The organism is Polaribacter sp. 2305UL8-11, from assembly GCF_058147165.1.
The window spans coordinates 1-19102 of the sequence record NZ_JBYVJW010000011.1; the positions used below are offsets into that span (position 1 = coordinate 1).

At 29.2% G+C, this 19102-nt stretch carries 19 protein-coding genes; 6 read left to right on the top strand and 13 right to left on the bottom strand.

Features of this window, described 5'->3' with window-relative positions:
- Positions 1–70: 70 nt before the first annotated feature.
- Positions 71–634, bottom strand: coding sequence for a DNA-3-methyladenine glycosylase I (locus ACY2RW_RS10810; RefSeq protein ID WP_490122745.1), 564 nt, complete (start codon positions 632–634; stop codon positions 71–73).
- Complete coding sequence (locus tag ACY2RW_RS10815) at positions 635–1978, bottom strand: M24 family metallopeptidase (RefSeq protein ID WP_490122746.1); 1344 nt, start codon at positions 1976–1978, stop codon at positions 635–637. It abuts the gene before it with no gap.
- Positions 1979–2168: 190 nt separating this feature from the next.
- On the opposite strand from ACY2RW_RS10815, the gene ACY2RW_RS10820 reads away from it, so the two are divergent.
- Complete coding sequence (locus ACY2RW_RS10820; protein WP_490122747.1) at positions 2169–2603, top strand: DUF6146 family protein; 435 nt, start codon at positions 2169–2171, stop codon at positions 2601–2603.
- Here ACY2RW_RS10820 and ACY2RW_RS10825 read toward each other — a convergent pair.
- Positions 2600–3088, bottom strand: a complete 489-nt coding sequence (locus ACY2RW_RS10825) for a dihydrofolate reductase (protein WP_490122748.1) — start codon at positions 3086–3088, stop codon at positions 2600–2602. The two genes, ACY2RW_RS10820 and ACY2RW_RS10825, sit on opposite strands and share 4 nt — an antisense overlap.
- Before the next feature lie 302 nt (positions 3089–3390).
- Here ACY2RW_RS10825 and ACY2RW_RS10830 point away from each other — a divergent pair, with 302 nt between their 5' ends.
- Positions 3391–3687 carry an isoamylase early set domain-containing protein gene (locus ACY2RW_RS10830; protein ID WP_490122749.1) on the top strand — a complete coding sequence of 99 codons (297 nt, stop codon included), beginning with the start codon at positions 3391–3393 and terminating at the stop codon, positions 3685–3687.
- 61 nt (positions 3688–3748) lie between these two features.
- Here ACY2RW_RS10830 and ACY2RW_RS10835 read toward each other — a convergent pair whose 3' ends face one another.
- From ACY2RW_RS10835 to ACY2RW_RS10860, 6 genes are all read right to left on the bottom strand, one after another.
- Positions 3749–4573 carry a thymidylate synthase gene (locus ACY2RW_RS10835; protein WP_490122750.1) on the bottom strand — a complete coding sequence of 275 codons (825 nt, stop codon included), beginning with the start codon at positions 4571–4573 and terminating at the stop codon, positions 3749–3751.
- 144 nt (positions 4574–4717) lie between these two features.
- Positions 4718–7906: a DUF2135 domain-containing protein gene (locus tag ACY2RW_RS10840; protein ID WP_490122751.1), complete on the bottom strand. Its 3189-nt coding sequence runs from the start codon at positions 7904–7906 to the stop codon at positions 4718–4720.
- A gap of 77 nt (positions 7907–7983) precedes the next feature.
- Positions 7984–9414 carry a NupC/NupG family nucleoside CNT transporter gene (locus ACY2RW_RS10845; RefSeq protein WP_490122752.1) on the bottom strand — a complete coding sequence of 477 codons (1431 nt, stop codon included), beginning with the start codon at positions 9412–9414 and terminating at the stop codon, positions 7984–7986.
- A 13-nt stretch (positions 9415–9427) separates the two neighbouring features.
- Positions 9428–10039 carry a bifunctional nuclease family protein gene (locus tag ACY2RW_RS10850; protein WP_490122753.1) on the bottom strand — a complete coding sequence of 204 codons (612 nt, stop codon included), beginning with the start codon at positions 10037–10039 and terminating at the stop codon, positions 9428–9430.
- Between the two features lie 146 nt (positions 10040–10185).
- A complete protein-coding gene (locus ACY2RW_RS10855) occupies positions 10186–11142 on the bottom strand; it encodes an electron transfer flavoprotein subunit alpha/FixB family protein (protein ID WP_490122754.1) in 957 nt (318 codons plus the stop codon).
- A 111-nt stretch (positions 11143–11253) separates the two neighbouring features.
- Complete coding sequence (locus tag ACY2RW_RS10860) at positions 11254–12000, bottom strand: electron transfer flavoprotein subunit beta/FixA family protein (protein WP_490122755.1); 747 nt, start codon at positions 11998–12000, stop codon at positions 11254–11256.
- A gap of 217 nt (positions 12001–12217) precedes the next feature.
- Here ACY2RW_RS10860 and ACY2RW_RS10865 point away from each other — a divergent pair, with 217 nt between their 5' ends.
- The 4 genes from ACY2RW_RS10865 to ACY2RW_RS10880 all read left to right on the top strand — a co-directional run bounded on the left by ACY2RW_RS10865 (position 12218) and on the right by ACY2RW_RS10880 (position 17637).
- Entirely contained in the window at positions 12218–13195 is a 978-nt protein-coding gene (locus ACY2RW_RS10865; RefSeq protein WP_490122756.1) for a pyruvate dehydrogenase complex E1 component subunit beta, read from the top strand.
- Between the two features lie 157 nt (positions 13196–13352).
- Positions 13353–13880, top strand: a complete 528-nt coding sequence (locus ACY2RW_RS10870; RefSeq protein ID WP_490122757.1) for an inorganic diphosphatase — start codon at positions 13353–13355, stop codon at positions 13878–13880.
- 285 nt (positions 13881–14165) lie between these two features.
- Positions 14166–16553, top strand: coding sequence for a sodium-translocating pyrophosphatase (locus ACY2RW_RS10875; protein ID WP_490122758.1), 2388 nt, complete (start codon positions 14166–14168; stop codon positions 16551–16553).
- 79 nt (positions 16554–16632) lie between these two features.
- On the top strand, positions 16633–17637 hold the full coding sequence (locus ACY2RW_RS10880; RefSeq protein ID WP_490122759.1) for an App1 family protein phosphatidate phosphatase: 1005 nt from the start codon (positions 16633–16635) through the stop codon (positions 17635–17637).
- Positions 17638–17716: 79 nt separating this feature from the next.
- Here ACY2RW_RS10880 and ACY2RW_RS10885 read toward each other — a convergent pair whose 3' ends face one another.
- The 4 genes from ACY2RW_RS10885 to ACY2RW_RS10900 form a co-directional block, all read right to left on the bottom strand.
- Positions 17717–17881: a DUF1328 family protein gene (locus ACY2RW_RS10885; RefSeq protein ID WP_490122760.1), complete on the bottom strand. Its 165-nt coding sequence runs from the start codon at positions 17879–17881 to the stop codon at positions 17717–17719.
- A 236-nt stretch (positions 17882–18117) separates the two neighbouring features.
- The gene (locus ACY2RW_RS10890) at positions 18118–18318 is read right to left on the bottom strand and encodes a hypothetical protein (protein WP_490122761.1); all 201 of its coding nucleotides are present in this window, start codon (positions 18316–18318) and stop codon (positions 18118–18120) included.
- Position 18319: 1 nt separating this feature from the next.
- On the bottom strand, positions 18320–18682 hold the full coding sequence (locus ACY2RW_RS10895; protein WP_490122762.1) for a hypothetical protein: 363 nt from the start codon (positions 18680–18682) through the stop codon (positions 18320–18322).
- A 3-nt stretch (positions 18683–18685) separates the two neighbouring features.
- Positions 18686–19039, bottom strand: coding sequence for a YtxH domain-containing protein (locus tag ACY2RW_RS10900; RefSeq protein WP_490122763.1), 354 nt, complete (start codon positions 19037–19039; stop codon positions 18686–18688).
- Positions 19040–19102: the final 63 nt, after the last annotated feature.

Sequence of the window (19102 nt, forward strand, 5' to 3'; positions counted from 1 at the left end):
GTCCTGTTCAAATTAACTTTGGGAATATAACAAATCTTGATGTAAAAATTACCAACCATTTTTTGCCACATTACCAGTTTACAGGATATTTAAAACAATCTGTTGTATGGTCATTTACCAAACCAACAGCTTGCATATAAGCATATATTACTGTTGAACCAACAAACTTAAATCCTCGCTTTTTTAAATCTTTAGAAATTTTATCAGACAAAGGTGTAGTTGCTGGCACTTCTTCTCTTTTATGAAATTGATTTACAATTGGTGTACCATCAACATAACTCCATATAAATTTAGAGAAAGAGCCGAATTCTTTTTGAACTTCTATAAATAATTGTGCGTTGGTAATGGCACTTCTAATCTTTAATTTATTTCTAATAATTCCAGCATCTTGCAATAGAGATTCGTATTTTTTTTCTGGATATTTTGCAATTTTTTTATAGTCGAAATCATCAAAAGCTTTTCTAAAATTTTCTCTTTTATTGAGTATGGTAATCCAACTTAAACCTGCTTGAAAAGTTTCTAAAATTAAAAATTCGAATAAAGTTTTATCATCATAAACTGGTTCTCCCCATTCTTTATCATGATAATCTTGGTATAATTTACTGTCTGTAACCCAAAAACATCTTGTTTTCATTTATTTAATTTGAATTGGTTTTATACTAGTTTGCCTTTCATTTACATATTTAAAAGTTCCATCTCCATAAAAACCTGCCTCTTCTAACATAATTCTAATGTCTTTGTCCCATTCTTTTATATGTACTGTGGTATTTAATTCTATGGCATAAGCTGTATTTTTCTGTAAAGGGTAATCTCCATTAAAAGGAACGCCATTTTGGGAATCCCACATACCAATAGTGGCACCTGCACTGTGCCCATATTTTCCTAAAGGATGTGTGTAAATTGATGGTCTTAAACCTTCAGCTTTTCCTTGTTTTAAAGATGCTGCTAAAATTTGATTTCCTGTATTACCCAATTTCATGTTGGCTGTTAATATATCTTGTACCCTATTTCCTTTTTTGAAAGCATCTTTTAAAAATTTTGGAACTTCGGTTTCATCCTTTTTTAAAACATACGCATGTTGCTGACAGTCTGTATTTAAACCTATGTATGTAATCCCAAAATCGCAATGCAATAAATCTCCAGGCTGAATGACAACTTCTTTTTTAGCTTTCGAAAATGATTCGATATGAGATTTTAACTTTTCTTTACTTCTTTGCACATCAATTGTTGGATGAAACCATGTTTCTAAACCTAAATCTGTAACTTTTTGACGCATAAACCACACTAAATCATCTGTAGTTGTTTTATTTGGAGTAATTGTTTTTTCTGAGAAAGTTTCATCTATAATATCGTGTGTTATTTTTACGAGTTTTTTAAAAAGTTGCATTTCTTTTTCAGTTCTCGTCTCAATCCATTGGATTGCTAACTTTTCTGCGGATACAATTTTTGTTTTCAAATTTTCTGGCAAAGCTTTTAAAAAAGCCTCATAATCTGTTTTTACCAAACCGTCTGCTAATGCAAAATGATCAGAATAATTTAGCCCAATTTTATCTGGGTTTCTTTCTTTAATCAAATCTACTAAGGCTTTCCATTGGTTGGGTTCTTTTTCTTTATTCCAAGCAGATTTTATACTTTTTCCTATATCATATCTTGCTACAGCTAATCTTTCTAAAGTGTTTTTTTCTTTATTTCTATAAAAAACAATAATGGTTCTTCTCCTTGCATTTAACCAAGTTGCTGGTAACATTGTTTTTAAAACTGGGTCTTCATTGTATTCTCTAGAAATAAGAATCCACATATCAATCGTAGATTTATCCATTAATTCTGGTAAAAGATTTGCAAATCTATCTTCTAATAAATTGTCTTTTAATTGGGCTCTATCCTTTTCATCTAAAATAGCATACGTATTATTTTTGATGTTTTCATTGCAGGAAATCAACAAAAAAAGGGACAAAACAAACAATATTTTTTTTGACATAAAAAGTATTTTAACGATTTAAAATTAATGTTAAAAGTGCAAACAATCTATCTATTTTAAAATAATTTTTGTATTTTCTCACTGTTTGCTCATCAAAAGTATGCATTCACTCATTATCTATTTTTAAATTCAGAGAACTGAACTACATTTGATTAGAAATTAAATGAGAAACAAATTAAAATATATAAAGATGAAATTTTTAAAATATACATTGTCAATTACTCTAATTAGCTTTTTTTTATGGGCTTGTGGTTCATCAAAAATACAAAAAGATGATACAGGAAAAGAAGAACCTGTAGTTATTGCTAATGATAGCTTAGAGTATGAAATTATAATAATAGACCCAGGTTTTAATGCTTTTTTGAGTTCTGTGGCACAACCAAGAAATTTTTACTCTCAGAATTATTTAGAGGCAAGAAATAGAATTTGGGTAATCAACTGGAACCAAAGAGTACTAAACCCTAGTCAATTTGATCCTAATATTTATGAAAATAACATTGATTATCAACAAAATATAGACTATGGCTATGAAGTAAACTATATGCTATTTAACTATTTTTTGTTTGCTCAAAGAAAATATAGGATGAATTTAGGTGGTGGTTTTAGAGCCAATAGAATTAATTAAATTTTCTGGTAGCTTAAAAAACTATAATCATAATTATTTTTTTCGTCTGCCTTAAAATCTTCTCTAGCTACTTCTTGCCAAACATTAGCATCTATTTTAGGGAAAAATGCGTCTGCTTCAAACTCTTTATGCACTACAGTAATGTCTAATTGGTCTGCTAAATCTTTTGCTAAAGTTTCTTTATAGATTTGAGCTCCGCCAATTATAAATATTTTATCATCGTTTTCTACTAAATCTATTGCTTCTTCTATGCTATGAGCAATTAAGCAGCCATCTTTAAAATAATTTTTATTTCTAGTAATAATAATTGTAGTTCTATTTGGTAAAGGTTTTCCTATAGATTCAAAAGTATTTCTACCCATTAATATGTGATGACCAGAAGTTATCTTTTTAAATCTTTTTAAATCTGCAGGTAAATGCCATATTAAATCATTATTCTTTCCTAAAGCATTATTTTTTGATATTGCTGCAATAATTGTAATCATAAAACTTCTAAAATTTCTGACAAAATTAAAGCAATTCTTTAGAGATTTGCTTTTTTTAACAACTTTTAAGTATAAAAACACATTAACGAATACGTTTTCGGACTAAAAACACTGAAAATCAAGCCATAAAGAAAAACCATTATTTTTATCTATACCATAATTTTGTACATTCTTTTTTTTGAAATACCAATAATTTTAATACACAAATTATTAAACTCACAATTCTTTAAAATTCTTTAAAAACATTGCTTGTTATCTAATAATTCTTATATAATTTTACCGAAAATTTGAATTAAATAATTATGGCAATTAAAAAACAATTTTTGAAAAGCAAACCAGTTTGTAAAGTAACATTTACTGTACCAGCTGAAGAAGCTAAAAAAGTAGCAGTTGTTGGAAGTTTTAATGAGTGGAATGAAAAAGCTACTCCATTAAAAAAATTAAAAAACGGCTCTTTTAAAGGTACTGTAGACTTAGAGTCTGGAAATTCTTATGAATTTAGATACTTAGTTGATGGTGCATACGTAAATGAACAAGAAGCAGATAGTTTTGCTTGGAACGATTTTGCAGGAGCAGAAAATAGCGTTTTAAGTTTATAAAAAAAAACGCTATTGAAAAAGAAAAAAGCTTTCAAAAAAAATATTTTTTGAAAGCTTTTTTTTACACTGCAACCACTCCTTTAATATGAGGATGTGGATTGTAATCTGTTAACTCAAAATCATCAAAAGTAAAATTGAAAATACTTTTTATTTCTGGGTTAATTTTCATTTTAGGTAAAGGTCTAATTTCTCTAGACAATTGTAATTCTAACTGCTCTTTGTGGTTGTTATAAATATGGGCATCTCCAAAAGTATGGATAAACTCTCCTGCTTCATAACCACAAACCTGTGCAATCATCATTGTAAATAACGCATAAGAAGCAATATTAAAAGGCACTCCTAAAAAAATATCTGCACTTCTTTGATAAAGTTGACAAGACAACTTCCCATCTGCTACATAAAACTGAAAAAAAGCATGGCAAGGAGGTAAAGCCGCTTTTCCGTTAGCAACATTGTCTGAAAAAGATTTTGATGTGTCTGGTAAAACTGAAGGGTTCCAAGCAGAAACTAGCATTCTTCTTGAATTTGGATTGTTTTTAAGAGATTTGATTACTTCTTCTAATTGATCAATTTCATCGCTATTCCAATTACGCCATTGATGCCCATAAACGGGTCCTAAATCTCCATTTTCATCTGCCCATTCATTCCAAATTCTGACACCATTTTCTTGCAAATATTTTACATTTGTATCTCCTTTTATAAACCAAAGTAATTCGTAAACAATCGATTTTAAGTGTAATTTTTTAGTAGTTACCATAGGAAAACCCTCACTCAAATCAAATCTCATTTGATATCCAAAAACACTTTTAGTTCCTGTACCTGTCCTATCTCCTTTTTCATTTCCGTTTTCTAAAACGTGTTTTACTAAATCGTGATATTGTTTCATAAGCCTATCTTCTGTCTTCCAAAAAGGAAGAAACTTTGTCTATTAATTATTTGTAAATTTAAAGAATGAAATTGATTACTTAAAAACCAATTGCATATTTTATTAATAGGTTATTAACTATTTTAAAAATACAAACCATTTCTTTTAAATTTTAATTTTTGAAATAATATCTTCATTATCATTTTTGGTTAATCTAATTACTCTTACTATTTTCTCTTCGTTTTTTCTCCCTTGATTTTTAAAAATAGTTACCTTCATAAATGTTGGTGTTTCTATCTTTTGCTTATTATCTCCAAAATATTTAATTTTTATATAGTAAAATCCTTTTTTAGCTTTTTTTAATACAAAAGATTCTGGTCCAAAACCTTGTGTCATATCATTAGACATTTCTCCACCTTGTTGTGTTCTATTATGGCTGTAATAGCATTCTTCTAAATTAGGATCAATAATATGTAAATCTATGTCTGTGTCATTATGATTCCAATCTACCACAACTCTAAAATCTAAAGGTTCTACTTTTGATAAAAAGTACTCTTTTGGTATTTTTTCTTTGTCTAAATCATCTTTATATTTATGATATAAAAACTTTATTTCTTTTTCTGCTATTTTTTGTAATCCTTCAAAAACACGTCTATGTTTATTTTTTTTATATATATTTTTATTAATAATGTCTAAAAATAAATCGAAGGCTTTTTGGCATAAACCTCTATTTTGATAAGCTAATGCCAAATCTCTATAAGATTGTGCATCTTCTGGGCGTAATTCTAAAATTTTCTTGTATACAAATAATGCTAAATCGCCTCTGTTTCTTTCTTCCAGTTTATATGCAAAAGCTTTTAAAAGCTCATAATTGTCTGCATCTAATTCTGCAACATTAGATAAAATACGGTTTGCATATTTTTCAGATTTAAATTTTCTATAAAAATAATCTGAAACATCAATATAATAATGAAGTACTTCTTTATAACTATTTCTCTGTTTTAAGTAAAATAAATAAGCAGATTCTTCATCTTTAAAAAAGTCTAATGAATTTAAATATGCAGTTTTTGGAATTCTATTATATAATTTTAAGTTTCCCTTGTATGGAGTAAATGATTTTGTCTTTCTTGGTGTTCTTTGGGTGTAATTATTTCTACTATCAAATGTAGTATCAATTTGACCAGATGTATTTATGTTTATAATTATTGGAATTGTATATTTTACGTCTACTGGTTTTCCACTTTGTTTCCCTGGAAGCATTTGTGGTAATAAGTTTATAACCCTTATAATTTCATTTTTTATGGTTTCATGAGGAGCTCTAACATTTACATCTTCTATAAATCCATTCTTTGAAATTTTAAATAGTACAAGAATTCTTTTTCTTCCTGATAATAAACCAAGTTGGTTGATTATCTCAAAGTTTAAATTATTTTGGATATGTTTTTTTATTTCTGAGTTAAAACATTCTTTTTTTTCTTGATTACTTCCTGTACAATATGGGAAAGTTGGCACTTCTTCAATACTCATAAAACTTACATCTTCAGAAATTTCTTCGACATCTTCCAGTTCAACAATTTCATCTACGCTTATAAATTCAGATTCATCTGTTTCTGTAGATTCAATAATTGTCTCTTCTATTTCTTTTTCATCTTCAATAATTTCTATTTTTTCTGCCACAGGAGAAGTTAAAGAATTAGTATTTGAATTAAAAAAAACTAGATTATTTGATTTACTTTTTAAACGATTATACTCTTCTTGCAATTCTTTTGGTGGATTAATATTGTACTTAATATAATCCTTAACATCTTCCAAAACAATTAAAGAAGTAAACTCAGTTACCAAACCATATAAAGTTGCTAAATCAACAATTTGCTCCTTGTTTTCTTTTTTATTTTCGATGAGTGTTTGTAATTTATTTTTTGCCCAAATTCTACCAATCGATTTATCTGTATTTAAGTTTTTTGCTTTTAAAGTAATAGAAACCTCTTCTGTAATTTTATTTCCAAAACCAAAAAAGAACTTTATCTTTTGTCCTTTTTGATAATTTTTACCAGCAACTGAAAAATTAATTACACTTTTTGAAAATTGAGAAGCATAAACTTCTATATTTTTAGTGGTTGATTCATATCCTAAATATTCAAAAGGAATGGTATTAAAATTTTTTAATGATTCTGAGATACTACTGCTATTTAAGTTAACATAAGTTCCTTTTGTCTTTTTTGCAATTTTAAATAAATTGGAATGATTAGCTGTTGTTTTACTATTGATAATAAAAACAGGTTTTTGTAAATTAAAAAAAGTTTCACTTATTGTGGTAATTCCATCAGAAGAAAGAATAACCACATCAGGTTTTTCTTTTATTTTTTTAAAAAAAGAATATGATGTTGCACCATCATAAACAGTATTTTTTAAAATTGCTTTTAAATTTGACCAATTTCCTTTTTTAATTATAAATTTTTCTTTTTTCAAAATCACATTACTAAATGAAATTAGTTGAATGTTTACATCTCTAAGTTCTTTAAAATAAGTATCCAACAATTCAATTTCCTTATCTAAATCTCTGTTTATCATTGATAAAGACGCATCCCATAATAATATTATATTCTTAGGTTTTTTACGTTTTCTAGTGGTCCGTTTTAAAATTTTATTGAAATAAAAATATCCAGGAGAAACAATTAATTTTTCTTCCTTTAATTGAAAAGGTATTTTTACTTGAATACTCTTGTTAGGTATATAATTTTCCTTTTTAAAACTTGTTTTAAAACTATTTTTCCAGTTCGAAAAAGACATTGTTTCTTCTCCTTCAATTAATAAAGGTTCTTTATTTTGATTAACAATCTCTATGCTTACATTAAATTTATCTACCTCTTGCTTAAAACCTAATGGTAAATGATAATAATGTGCATCATCTTTATAAAATAACTCCTGCTCATAAGCTATTACTACTCTTTTATACCCTTTTGCAGGAATAGGATAAACTCTTACTTTGTAAGTTCCATTTCCTTTTTCTAGTAATGCAGGATCTACTCCTTTCCTAACAATTCCTTCAAAAGCAATTCTACCCAATTCTTTTTCTACAACAACTCCTTCTCTCAATTTCCCATTCATTTCTAAAGCTAGTCTAGAAATTTCTTGATTTTCTTCTAATGGAAACCTTAATTCACCTTCCAAAATTTTAAAAGTTGAATTATAAAATATCATATCATAAGTAGTAGTAGCAATTGTACCAACAACATTTGCTTTAATACTTAAAGAAGAAAGTTTTAATTGATTTTTACCAGCAAATAATTCTGGTATTTTTTGACTATACCCAATAGTAGAAATAATGAATATAAATAGTAGTATTTTTTTCATTTTAAGGTTTTCTTAACAAAACCAAAAAGTATGCCACAAAGATTATTTGAGTACCTTAAATCAAAAGCGATATTTCTTTAACCTATAATCATCCCTGCAATGGTTGCAGACATTAAAGAAGCAATTGTACCTCCTATTAAGGCTTTCATTCCAAATTCTGATAAAACTTTACGTTGGCCAGGTGCTAAAGAACCAATACCACCAATTTGGATACCAATAGACGCAAAATTTGCAAAACCACACAACATGTATGTGGCCATAATAACAGATTTATTAAACGTTAAATGCGTTGCATTGGCTACGTTTTTAAGCTCTGCAAGTTGAATATATCCTACAAATTCACTAGCAGCTAATTTAATTCCTAGCAATTGTCCCATCATAGAAATATCTACAGAAGGCACCCCAATTAACCACATTAAAGGTGCAAAAACCGACCCTAAAATAAACTCTAAAGACAATGCTTTATATGAAGTGTTTGATGCGATAGTTTCGTTTAAAGAAGTAAAGTTCCAACCAAAATAATCAATCCCATCAAAACCTCCAATTCCACCCAAAATACCATTTAACATAGCAATAACTGCTACAAAAACTAATAACATTGCTCCTACATTTACTGCTAAACGTAAACCTTCTGTAGTACCATTTGCAATTGCATCTAATATGTTTGAACCTATTTTTTCTTGAGACACAGTTACATCTGTATTTACCTTTTCTGTTTGTGGATACAAAATTTTAGAAATAACAATAGCACCTGGTGCTGCCATAACTGATGCTGCTAAAAGGTGTTTTGCAAATACTAGTTCTAAAACCTTATCTCCACCTCCTAAGAAACCAATATATGCTGCTAATACTGCACCAGCAACTGTTGCCATTCCTCCAATCATTACCAACAGCATTTCTGACTTATTCATTTTTTCTAAATAAGCTTTTATCAAAAGTGGGGCTTCTGTTTGACCTAAAAAAATATTCCCTGCTACAGATAAACTTTCCATACCAGAAATACCTAAAAATTTAGACAAAACAATAGCCAATAACTTTACAATTTTTTGAATAATACCCAGATAAAAGAACAAAGATGTTAGTGCAGAAAAGAAAATAATTGTTGGTAGCACTTGAAATGCAAATATGTATGGAAACTTAGTTAAATCTACCATGTGCCCGAATAAAAAACCACTTCCAGCTTTTGTATACTCTAAAATTTCTATAAAAACTCCCCCTATAAATTCAAATGCTTTTTCAACAAAAGGTACTTTTAAAACACTTATAGCAATTAGTAACTGTAATGCTAGACCAATTCCAATTTTCTTCCAGTCTATTGCTTTTTTGTTTGCACTAAATAAAAAAGCAATAACAATTAAAGAAAACATCCCTAAAACTCCTCTCCATAAACTTCCAAAAGAAAAACCTTGGCTTGGTAAAATTTCTACTGAGGCATTTATATTCTCTGGGTTTTGAGAAAACAAAGAAATAGATAATAGGCAAAAAATAGCAATAAGTACTTTTTTCATAATGGAAATAATTTTAAGAGCGTTTACTTATTTCGTCTCTAATTTTTGCTGCTAATTCGTAGTTCTCGTTAGCAACTGCATTGTTAAGTTGGTTGTTTAGTTCTTTTAATGACAACCCAGAAAAAGCAGTTTTTTCTTTTGTAGATAATTCTTCTAATTCTAAGTTTATTTCTTCTGGTTCTGAAGTTTCTGTAATAGAAAGTTCTTCTTCTATTTTAAGAAAAATGCCAGCTTTTTCTAAAATATTTTCATAGGTATATATAGGTGCCTTAAAACGTACTGCAATTGCTATAGCATCTGAAGTTCTAGTATCTATAGTTTCTTCTATACCATCTCTTTCGCAAATTAAACTCGAAAAGAAAACTCCATCAACCAATTTATGAATTATCACTTCTTTTATCGTAATTAAAAAACGATCAGAAAATGTTTTAAACAAGTCATGTGTTAATGGTCTTGGAGGCTTAATCTCTGTCTCTAAAGCAATTGCTATAGATTGTGCTTCAAAAGCACCAATAATAATAGGTAATGTTCTTGTACCTTCCATTTCACTTAAAACTAAAGCGTAAGCACCACTTTGAGTTTGACTGTAAGAAATACCTTTTATAGTTAATTGTATTAAACTCATAAATTTATTTACATAAGCTAAAAAGTTGTTTGTAAAATTTTGAAGTTATCTTTTAAAACTTTTTAGAGGGCACAATTTAATAAAAATAAAAAACCTATCGACTCTCATTGATAGGTTTTTGTATTCATTTTTTATTGTAGTGGTTTTTAAGAAGCTTTAAAAACTTTTAATTTTTCAATTAATTTTGGTACAACTTCAAAAGCATCACCAACAATTCCGTAATCTGCAGCCTTAAAAAAAGGTGCTTCTGGATCTGTATTAATAACCACTTTTACTTTTGATGCGTTGATACCAGCTAAATGTTGGATGGCTCCAGAAATACCTATAGCAATATACAAATTAGACGCAACTGGTTTTCCTGTTTGCCCAACGTGTTCTGAGTGTGGACGCCAACCTAAATCAGATACTGGCTTAGAACAAGCAGTTGCAGCACCTAAAACATCTGCCAATTCCTCAACCATCCCCCAGTTTTCTGGTCCTTTTAAACCTCTACCAGCAGAAACTACAATATCTGCATCTGCAATTGTAACTTTACCTGTAACTCTTTCTATTTTTTCTGATGAAACTCCAGCATCTAAAATTGTTGCATTAAAACTTTCTGTTGTTCCAGAAACTGGATTTTCGTGAATTCCAAAAGAGTTTTTTGCCAAACCAATTACTTTATGCTCTGTAGAAATTACAGTGTTTGAAAATGCTTTGTTTGAAAATGCTTTTCTTTTTACTGTAAAAGGGTTTGTAGTTGATGGCACATCTACAACGTTTGTAGCACAACCAGCTTCTAAGTTTACAGCAACCAATGGTGTTAAGTATAAACCATCTATACTAGAATCAATAACCACAACATTTGCATTTTCTGCTTTAGCAACTTCTGTAACTACTGCTGCATATTGTTTTGCATTAAAAGTATTTAAAGAATCGTTAGATACCGAAACTACTTTTTCTGCTCCATAAGTATATAATTCTGAAGAATTGTTTGCGTTTATGGTTAGTGCAACAACATTTGTACCTAATTGTTCTGCAACTTTTTTTCCGTATGAAACTACTTCATAAGCAGTTTTTTTAAATTTTCCTTCTGATGAATCAGCAAAAACTAAAACAGACATATTATATAAGTTTTTAGTTGTTAGTAGATGGTTCTTAATATCATCATACTAACAAAATTATTTTATTTTTTTTTATATATTCTGAAACAAGTTCAGAATGATTTAGCTTTGCTAAATCACTTTTGCTTCATTATGCAATAAGCTAATTAGCTCATCTACATTATCTGCATCTACTAATTTTACAGCTCCTTTTGGTGCTGGTTTTTCAAATGATTTAATGTTTGTTGATGCTTCTCCACCAACAGCATCTAAAACTTGTAAAGGTTTTTTACGAGCCATCATAATTCCACGCATATTAGGTATACGTAAATCTTTTTCTTCTACAATTCCTTTTTGTCCACCAACAACTAAAGGTAGACTTGAAGATAGCATTTCATTACCACCATCAATTTCTCTTGTTGCAGAAACACTTGTCCCATCAACTTCTAAACCAACACAACCATTTATAAAATTAAAATCAGTTAATGTTGCCAACATTCCAGGAACCATTTGTCCATTATAATCTGCAGATTCTTTACCAGCTAAAACCAAATCATATCCTCCATTTTTAACTACTGCTGCCAATTCTTTTGCTACCTGAAAACCATCTGTAGGGTTTGCATTTACACGAACTGCATCATCTGCACCAATGGCTAAAGCTTTTCTTAAAGTAGGTTCTGTTTCTGCACCACCAACATTTACAACTGTTACAGAAGCCCCTTGCTTTTCTTTAAACCACATGGCTCTTGTTAAGCAAAATTCATCATAAGGATTAATTACAAACTGAACTCCACTTGTATCAAACTTTGTATCGTTTTCTGTAAAATTAATTTTTGAAGTGGTATCAGGAACGTGACTAATACATACCAATATTTTCATAAATTTTATTTTTATACTTTATTATCTGAGGACGAAATTACGTCTTTTTTTTAAAAAATACTATGCATGCATAATAAATTTTAAATAATTTAACATTTTACGAAATCGATTAAGTGTTTCATCTAAAAAAATAAGGTAGTTTATAGGTATGTTTAAAGAAAATGATAATTATTTCCTTATTTTTGCTTTTCAAAAAATTAACAACAATTAATTATAGATGAAAACAGTTCAATTTAGAGAAGCAATTTGTGAAGCTATGAGTGAAGAAATGCGCAGAGATGAAAGCATTTACTTAATGGGTGAAGAAGTTGCAGAATATAATGGTGCTTACAAAGCATCTAAAGGTATGTTAGATGAATTTGGTGAGAAAAGAGTTATTGACACTCCTATTGCTGAATTGGGTTTTGCTGGTGTTGCAGTAGGTTCTGCAATGAATGGAAATAGACCAATTGTTGAGTATATGACCTTTAACTTCTCTTTAGTTGGAATTGATCAAATTATAAATAATGCTGCAAAAATCAGACAAATGTCTGGTGGTCAATTTAATTGCCCTATTGTATTTAGAGGGCCAACAGCCTCTGCAGGTCAATTAGGTGCAACCCACTCACAAGCTTTCGAAAACTGGTTTGCAAACACTCCTGGTTTAAAAGTTATTGTACCATCTAATCCTTATGACGCAAAAGGCTTATTAAAAGCAGCCATTAGAGATGATGATCCCGTAATTTTTATGGAGTCTGAGCAAATGTATGGTGACAAAATGGAAATTCCTGAAGGAGAATACATCATACCAATTGGAGTTGCAGACATTAAAAGAGAAGGAACAGATGTAACAATCGTTTCTTTTGGTAAAATTATAAAAGAAGCTTACAAAGCTGCTGATGAATTGGCAAAAGAAAATATTTCTGTAGAAATTATTGATTTAAGAACTGTACGTCCAATGGATCATGCAGCTATTATAGAGTCTGTAAAAAAGACCAATAGATTAGTCGTTTTAGAAGAAGCTTGGCCATTTGCAAGTGTTGCTTCAGAAATTACATACAGAATTCAAGATGAAGCTTTTGATTATTTAGATGCTCCAATTAAAAGAATAACTACTGCAGATACTCCTGCACCTTATTCTCCTGTATTGTTAGAGAAATGGATACCTAACCATAAAGATGTTATTAAAGCTGTTAAAGAAGTACTCTATATATAATACTTTTTTAAAATAAACTTTTAAAAATCCTTTTCTAAATATGAAAAGGATTTTTTTTAGTTAGAAAATACTCGAAAACAATTGCGTAATTTTTTATAAAAAACAATTCATAAACTTTATTAAAAACCTATTTTTGCAGCCTAATTTAAAGAGAGAAATGAGTAAAAAAGAAAAATTAACATTTGACGTTTTAATAGAGATTCCTAAAGGGAGTAGAAATAAGTATGAGTACGATTTTACATTAAATAAAATTCGTTTTGACAGAACTCTATTTTCTTCAATGATGTACCCTGGAGATTATGGTTTTATACCAGAAACTTTAGCTTTAGACAAAGACCCTTTAGATGTTTTAGTTTTATCTATAGAACCTACTTACCCAATGGTTGTTATGGAAGTAAGACCAATTGGTGTGTTTCACATGACTGATGAAAAGGGACCAGATGAAAAAATTATATGTGTACCTGTTACAGATCCAGTTTGGAGTAAAAGAAGTGATATTTCCGATTTAAATCCTCATAGACTAAAAGAAATCGAACATTTTTTTCAAGTATATAAAGATTTAGAAAAGAAAAAAGTAGATGTAGGTGGTTGGGGTAATGCAGAAGAAGCTATAAAAATTTACCACGAATGTGTAACACGTTATAATAATAGTGAGCATAAAAAGAAAAGAACATTTACAATATAATTAGTATTGTTACTATAAAAAACATCTTATTTCTAAGATGTTTTTTTTTGGCTTAAAAAGATATATAGTTCCTATTATCAAACATAATTATATCAACATAAATTACCATACTAAAAAACAATAGAACTATTAGATAAAACTGACTTTAGTCATAGTATTAAAAATATAATAATATAAGAGACTTTGAATATAGAATCTTTAATTTATGTATGCTTTTTTTATCACTTTAATTTTACTACTTTTAGCACCGTTTAAAATAATTAATTTAAAATTAACTAACTAAATATGGAATTAATAGTAAAATTTTTACCTCTTTTTGGAGTAGTCGCTTTAATCTTTGTTTTTCTTAAAAGCGGATGGGTTTCAAAACAAGCTGTAGGTAATGAAAAAATGTCTAGAATTGCTAAAAACATTGCAGATGGTGCAATGGCATTTTTAAAAGCTGAATATAAAGTGTTAGCAATTTTTGTAATTGCTGTTGCAATTTTATTATTCTTTAAAGGATCTAATGAAGTAGGTTCTAATGGAATGGTAGCTGCATCTTTTATAATTGGTGCAATCTGTTCTGCTTTAGCAGGCTTTATTGGTATGAAAGTAGCAACCAAAGCTAATGTTAGAACAACAGAAGCAGCTAGAACCTCTTTAGGTAGAGCTTTAGAAGTAGCTTTTGCAGGTGGTGCTGTAATGGGGCTAGGTGTTGTTGGTTTAGGTATTTTAGGTTTAAGTGGTTTATTTGTTTTATATCAAAACATTTGGCCAGGAGCAGAAAATTTATCTATGGTACTTAATGTTCTTTCAGGTTTTTCTTTAGGAGCTTCATCTATTGCATTGTTTGCAAGAGTTGGTGGTGGTATTTATACAAAAGCTGCAGATGTTGGTGCAGATTTGGTAGGTAAAGTAGAAGCAGGTATTCCAGAAGATCATCCTTTAAACCCTGCAACAATTGCAGATAACGTGGGTGATAATGTTGGTGATGTTGCTGGTATGGGAGCAGATTTATTTGAATCTTATGTAGGTTCTATTATTGGTACAATGGTTTTAGGAGCATTTATCTTAACACCAAATTTTGATGGTTTAGGAGCAGTATATTTACCTTTAGTTCTTGGAGCTGTAGGTATTGTAATGTCTATCTTAGGAAGCTTTTTTGTTAAAGTAAAAGATGGTGGAAACCCACAAACAGCATTAAATATTGGTGAGTTTGGTTCTGCAGGTTTAATGGTAGTTGCTTCTTACTTTATTATTAATGCTTTAATCCCAGAATCTGTAGAAGGTTTACCTTATGGAGCTATGGGTGTATTTTGGGCAACAATTGCTGGTTTAGTTGCTGGTTTAGGTGTTGGTAAAATAACAGAATATTATACTGCTACTGGTAAAAAACCTGTAATGTCTATAGTAAAACAATCAGAAACTGGTTCTGCAACAAATATTATTGCTGGTTTAGGTGTTGGTATGATGTCTACAGCAATTCCAATTTTATTAATTGCTGCTGCTATTATTATTTCGCATCATTATGCAGGTTTATATGGTATTGCTATTGCTGCTGTTGGAATGTTGGCAAATACAGGAATCCAGTTAGCTGTAGATGCTTATGGACCAATTTGTGACAATGCTGGTGGTATTGCAGAAATGGCAGAATTACCAAGTGAAGTTAGAGAACGTACAGACAAATTAGATGCTGTAGGTAACACTACTGCAGCTGTTGGTAAAGGTTTTGCAATTGCATCTGCTGCATTAACAGCTTTAGCTTTATTTGCTGCTTTTATGAAAACTGCTGGTGTAATTGCTATTGATGTTTCTCAGCCTAAAATTATGGCTGGTTTATTACTTGGTGGTATGTTGCCATTTGTATTTTCTGCATTATCTATGAATGCTGTAGGTAAAGCTGCAATGGCTATGATAGAAGAAGTTCGTCGTCAATTTAGAGATATCCCTCAATTAAAAGCGGCTTTAGAAGTAATGAGAGCTGTAGATTCTGACATGACAAAAGCAACCAAAGAGCAAAGAGCTATTTTTGATGCTGCTGATGGTATTGCAGAATATGATAAATGTGTAGATATTTCTACAAAAGCATCTATTAGAGAAATGGTATTACCAGGTTTATTGGCTATTGCTGTTCCTGTTGCTGTTGGTTTTTTAGGTGGAGCAGAAATGTTAGGAGGGCTTCTTGCAGGTGTTACAACTTGTGGTGTTTTAATGGCAATTTTCCAATCTAATGCAGGTGGTGCTTGGGATAACGCAAAGAAAACAATTGAAGAAGAAGGAAGAAAAGGTACTGAAGCTCATAAAGCAGCAGTTGTAGGTGATACAGTTGGAGATCCTTTTAAAGATACTTCTGGACCTTCTTTAAACATTTTATTAAAATTAATGTCTGTAGTTGCTCTTGTAATTGCACCAAGTATTGCTATGAATAGTGCTGATGTTTCTGACTACAACACTAAAAAAGAAGTTAAAGTTGAAATTAAACAAACTTCTGGAGAATTAGCAATGGCAACTATTACAACTACTAAAACTATTAATGGTGAAGTTGTAACTGATATCCAGAAGATTGAAGGAACTGTTGCAGAAATAGAGCAAAAAGCTAAAGAAGCTGGAAAAATTATTTCTGTAAAAGCTGGTAAAAATAATGAGACAATAACGGAAAATGTTGAAGTTATTTTAGAAAAAAAGGAGTAATTTTTATATATAATTACTACATCAAAAAACCACACTTTGTGTGGTTTTTTTTGTCTAATGTGTAACTAAAAAAACATATATGGGAATATTTTCAAAAGACTCTTTACAGATTATCACCTTTCAAAGTTATAGCACCAACAATTGTTTTTATGTTAGAGGCAGGGCTTTAGAAGATGAAAAGATAAATTTAGAACGCAAAAACTTTTTTAGTCTCTTAATAAACTCTTGGAAACGTTTTGAAAGTGATGAAATAAGAAACACAGAACTTACAGTAACACTACCAAATAATTACAAAATAAAAACAATTACAGATAATGATGGGTATTTTGTTATTGATGAAAAAATAGATAATTTAAAAGAATTAACAAACGAAGAAGGTTGGTTGCAATACGAAATTGCATATAGCAATGCACACGTAAATAGGACTATAAATAATGGAAATAGATTTCCTGGAGAAGTTTTAATCCCTTCTGAAGATGTTGAGTATGGAGTTGTAAGTGATATTGATGATACTATTTTACATACTGGTGTAGTTTCTAAATTAAAATGGCGAGTTTTGATAAATACTTTTTTTAAATCACCCATAAAAAGAAAAGCTTTAGTAGGGGCTTCAGAATTTTATAGCCTATTGCATTTGGGTATTTCTGGTAAAAATGCAAACCCTATATTTTATGTAAGCCATAGTCCATGGAATTTATATAGATATTTAGAACTATTTTTAAAAAAGAATAATTTTCCTAAAGGTGCTATTTTGCTTAGAAGTGTAAACAATATACTACACAAGAAAAAAGGTGAAAAAGTACAAAAACATAAAGAAATTCTAAATATTTTAAAAACCTATCCAACCATGCAATTTATTTTAATTGGTGATGCTGGTGAATATGATACAGATATTTACATGAATATTACAGAAAATAATCCAAATCGTATAAAAGCAATTTATATTAGAGATGTAAATCATCAAAAAAAATCAAATCGGATTTTAAACTTGATGAAAAATTATAAAACCACACCTGTTTTAATGGTAAAAACCAGTAAAGAAGCTATAAAACATGCCAAAGAAAATGGATTTATAAAAAAATAGTTCTTAGGTTTTTAACCAAAGAACTATTTAGATTTTTCTTTTTAATAACTTTTTTAGTTATATTTTAATTATTTGCAAATTATATTTTTTTTGCTCCACCTTTTATTAAAGAAAGTACAAATAATACTAAAAATACAAAGAAGATTATTTTAGCGATTCCTGCAGCAGCTCCAGCAATTCCTCCGAATCCTAAAACAGCAGCTATTAATGCGATTATAACAAATGTAATTGTCCAACGTAACATAATTTAAAATTTTTAAGGTTAGTGTTGAAATAGTCTTTCTATCTCATAACACTTCAAAGGTAAAAGTATTTAAAGAGTTAACTTAACGCAGACAAAACTGTTATTAACTCAAATAAAAAAGGCTGCCTTAAAAAGACAGCCTCAAATCAACCAACCTAAAAATCTTTAGCAAATATTTTCTAAAGATTTTATTTTTATAACATGTTTCAATTACTTAAATTAAATTACTTCTAATTTTATTTAAATATTTTTTTTACAAGAAGTAGTAAACCGTATTTAGATGCAAATTTTGCAATACTAGCTACTAAACTTAATGGTTTTAACCCTTCTTCAAAATTATTTTTCACAACTTTTAATTCTTCTAAAGCTATTTTTCTTTCAAGATTTAACATTTTTAAATCTTGTTCTATTTGACTAAAGTTTTCATATTTTCTCATCTTAAAAGGGTTTAGAATTTGTGAAAAATTTTTCTGAAAAACTTTTTATAATTTTAGTATCAATATTTTTTCTTATCAAAAACATTATCAATCCAAAAAAGACAAATACAAGTCCTATCAAAAGAAAACCTAATGGCAAACTTTGTAAATATTCTCCTAATAGAATTGCAGAAGAAATTGATAAAAACACAACTCCTAAACTTATCAAACCTCCAACAACTATCAATTTAACAATTGTACTCGTAGACTGTGTTAATAAATGGAAAGCTTTTAGCTTGTAATAATCGTAAGATGTCTTAGCTATTTTCTTACCAACATCTGCAGCGTTTTCAGAAGAATTATTTATGTTATCTATAATGCTCATAAATTATGCAGTTACAGAACCCGCTTTTGAAGATCCACTGTGTTTTTTCTGAAATTCTTTGTTTTTTGCTTTCAACTCGTTTAATTTTTTTTCTAAAGAAGTTATAACATCCTCTGCTTTATAACTAACATTTGTCATTACATTTTCTAACTGAGCATCAAAACTTTCTTTTTTAGAACTTACTGTAGAAGCTATTTTTTCTTTGATTTCTGTTGCGCTTTCGGCAACTTTATCTCTTGCTCCTAATGCTTCTGTTCTAAGTTTTTTTCTTGTATTTTCTCCTTTATCTGGAGCAAATAATATTCCTAATGCAGCTCCTACTGCTGTTCCTAATAATACTGATGATAAATTACTCATTTTATTTATTTTTTATAATTAGACTTAATTTTAATGGTATTTTAAACAAATACACCTCAAAGA

What these genes read in the sequence shown, in the direction of transcription:
- ACY2RW_RS10880 (WP_490122759.1), top strand. Translation starts at nt 16,633, where the DNA reads ATGGGAATATTTTCAAAAGACTCTTTACAGATTATCACCTTTCAAAGT.
- ACY2RW_RS10855 (WP_490122754.1), bottom strand. Translation starts at nt 11,142, where the DNA reads ATGTCTGTTTTAGTTTTTGCTGATTCATCAGAAGGAAAATTTAAAAAA.
- ACY2RW_RS10845 (WP_490122752.1), bottom strand. Translation starts at nt 9,414, where the DNA reads ATGAAAAAAGTACTTATTGCTATTTTTTGCCTATTATCTATTTCTTTG.
- ACY2RW_RS10895 (WP_490122762.1), bottom strand. Translation starts at nt 18,682, where the DNA reads ATGAGCATTATAGATAACATAAATAATTCTTCTGAAAACGCTGCAGAT.
- ACY2RW_RS10840 (WP_490122751.1), bottom strand. Translation starts at nt 7,906, where the DNA reads ATGAAAAAAATACTACTATTTATATTCATTATTTCTACTATTGGGTAT.
- ACY2RW_RS10885 (WP_490122760.1), bottom strand. Translation starts at nt 17,881, where the DNA reads ATGTTACGTTGGACAATTACATTTGTTATAATCGCATTAATAGCTGCT.
- ACY2RW_RS10860 (WP_490122755.1), bottom strand. Translation starts at nt 12,000, where the DNA reads ATGAAAATATTGGTATGTATTAGTCACGTTCCTGATACCACTTCAAAA.
- ACY2RW_RS10870 (WP_490122757.1), top strand. Translation starts at nt 13,353, where the DNA reads ATGAGTAAAAAAGAAAAATTAACATTTGACGTTTTAATAGAGATTCCT.
- ACY2RW_RS10810 (WP_490122745.1), bottom strand. Translation starts at nt 634, where the DNA reads ATGAAAACAAGATGTTTTTGGGTTACAGACAGTAAATTATACCAAGAT.
- ACY2RW_RS10890 (WP_490122761.1), bottom strand. Translation starts at nt 18,318, where the DNA reads ATGAGAAAATATGAAAACTTTAGTCAAATAGAACAAGATTTAAAAATG.
- ACY2RW_RS10850 (WP_490122753.1), bottom strand. Translation starts at nt 10,039, where the DNA reads ATGAGTTTAATACAATTAACTATAAAAGGTATTTCTTACAGTCAAACT.
- ACY2RW_RS10865 (WP_490122756.1), top strand. Translation starts at nt 12,218, where the DNA reads ATGAAAACAGTTCAATTTAGAGAAGCAATTTGTGAAGCTATGAGTGAA.
- ACY2RW_RS10830 (WP_490122749.1), top strand. Translation starts at nt 3,391, where the DNA reads ATGGCAATTAAAAAACAATTTTTGAAAAGCAAACCAGTTTGTAAAGTA.
- ACY2RW_RS10815 (WP_490122746.1), bottom strand. Translation starts at nt 1,978, where the DNA reads ATGTCAAAAAAAATATTGTTTGTTTTGTCCCTTTTTTTGTTGATTTCC.
- ACY2RW_RS10875 (WP_490122758.1), top strand. Translation starts at nt 14,166, where the DNA reads ATGGAATTAATAGTAAAATTTTTACCTCTTTTTGGAGTAGTCGCTTTA.
- ACY2RW_RS10820 (WP_490122747.1), top strand. Translation starts at nt 2,169, where the DNA reads ATGAAATTTTTAAAATATACATTGTCAATTACTCTAATTAGCTTTTTT.
- ACY2RW_RS10825 (WP_490122748.1), bottom strand. Translation starts at nt 3,088, where the DNA reads ATGATTACAATTATTGCAGCAATATCAAAAAATAATGCTTTAGGAAAG.
- ACY2RW_RS10835 (WP_490122750.1), bottom strand. Translation starts at nt 4,573, where the DNA reads ATGAAACAATATCACGATTTAGTAAAACACGTTTTAGAAAACGGAAAT.
- ACY2RW_RS10900 (WP_490122763.1), bottom strand. Translation starts at nt 19,039, where the DNA reads ATGAGTAATTTATCATCAGTATTATTAGGAACAGCAGTAGGAGCTGCA.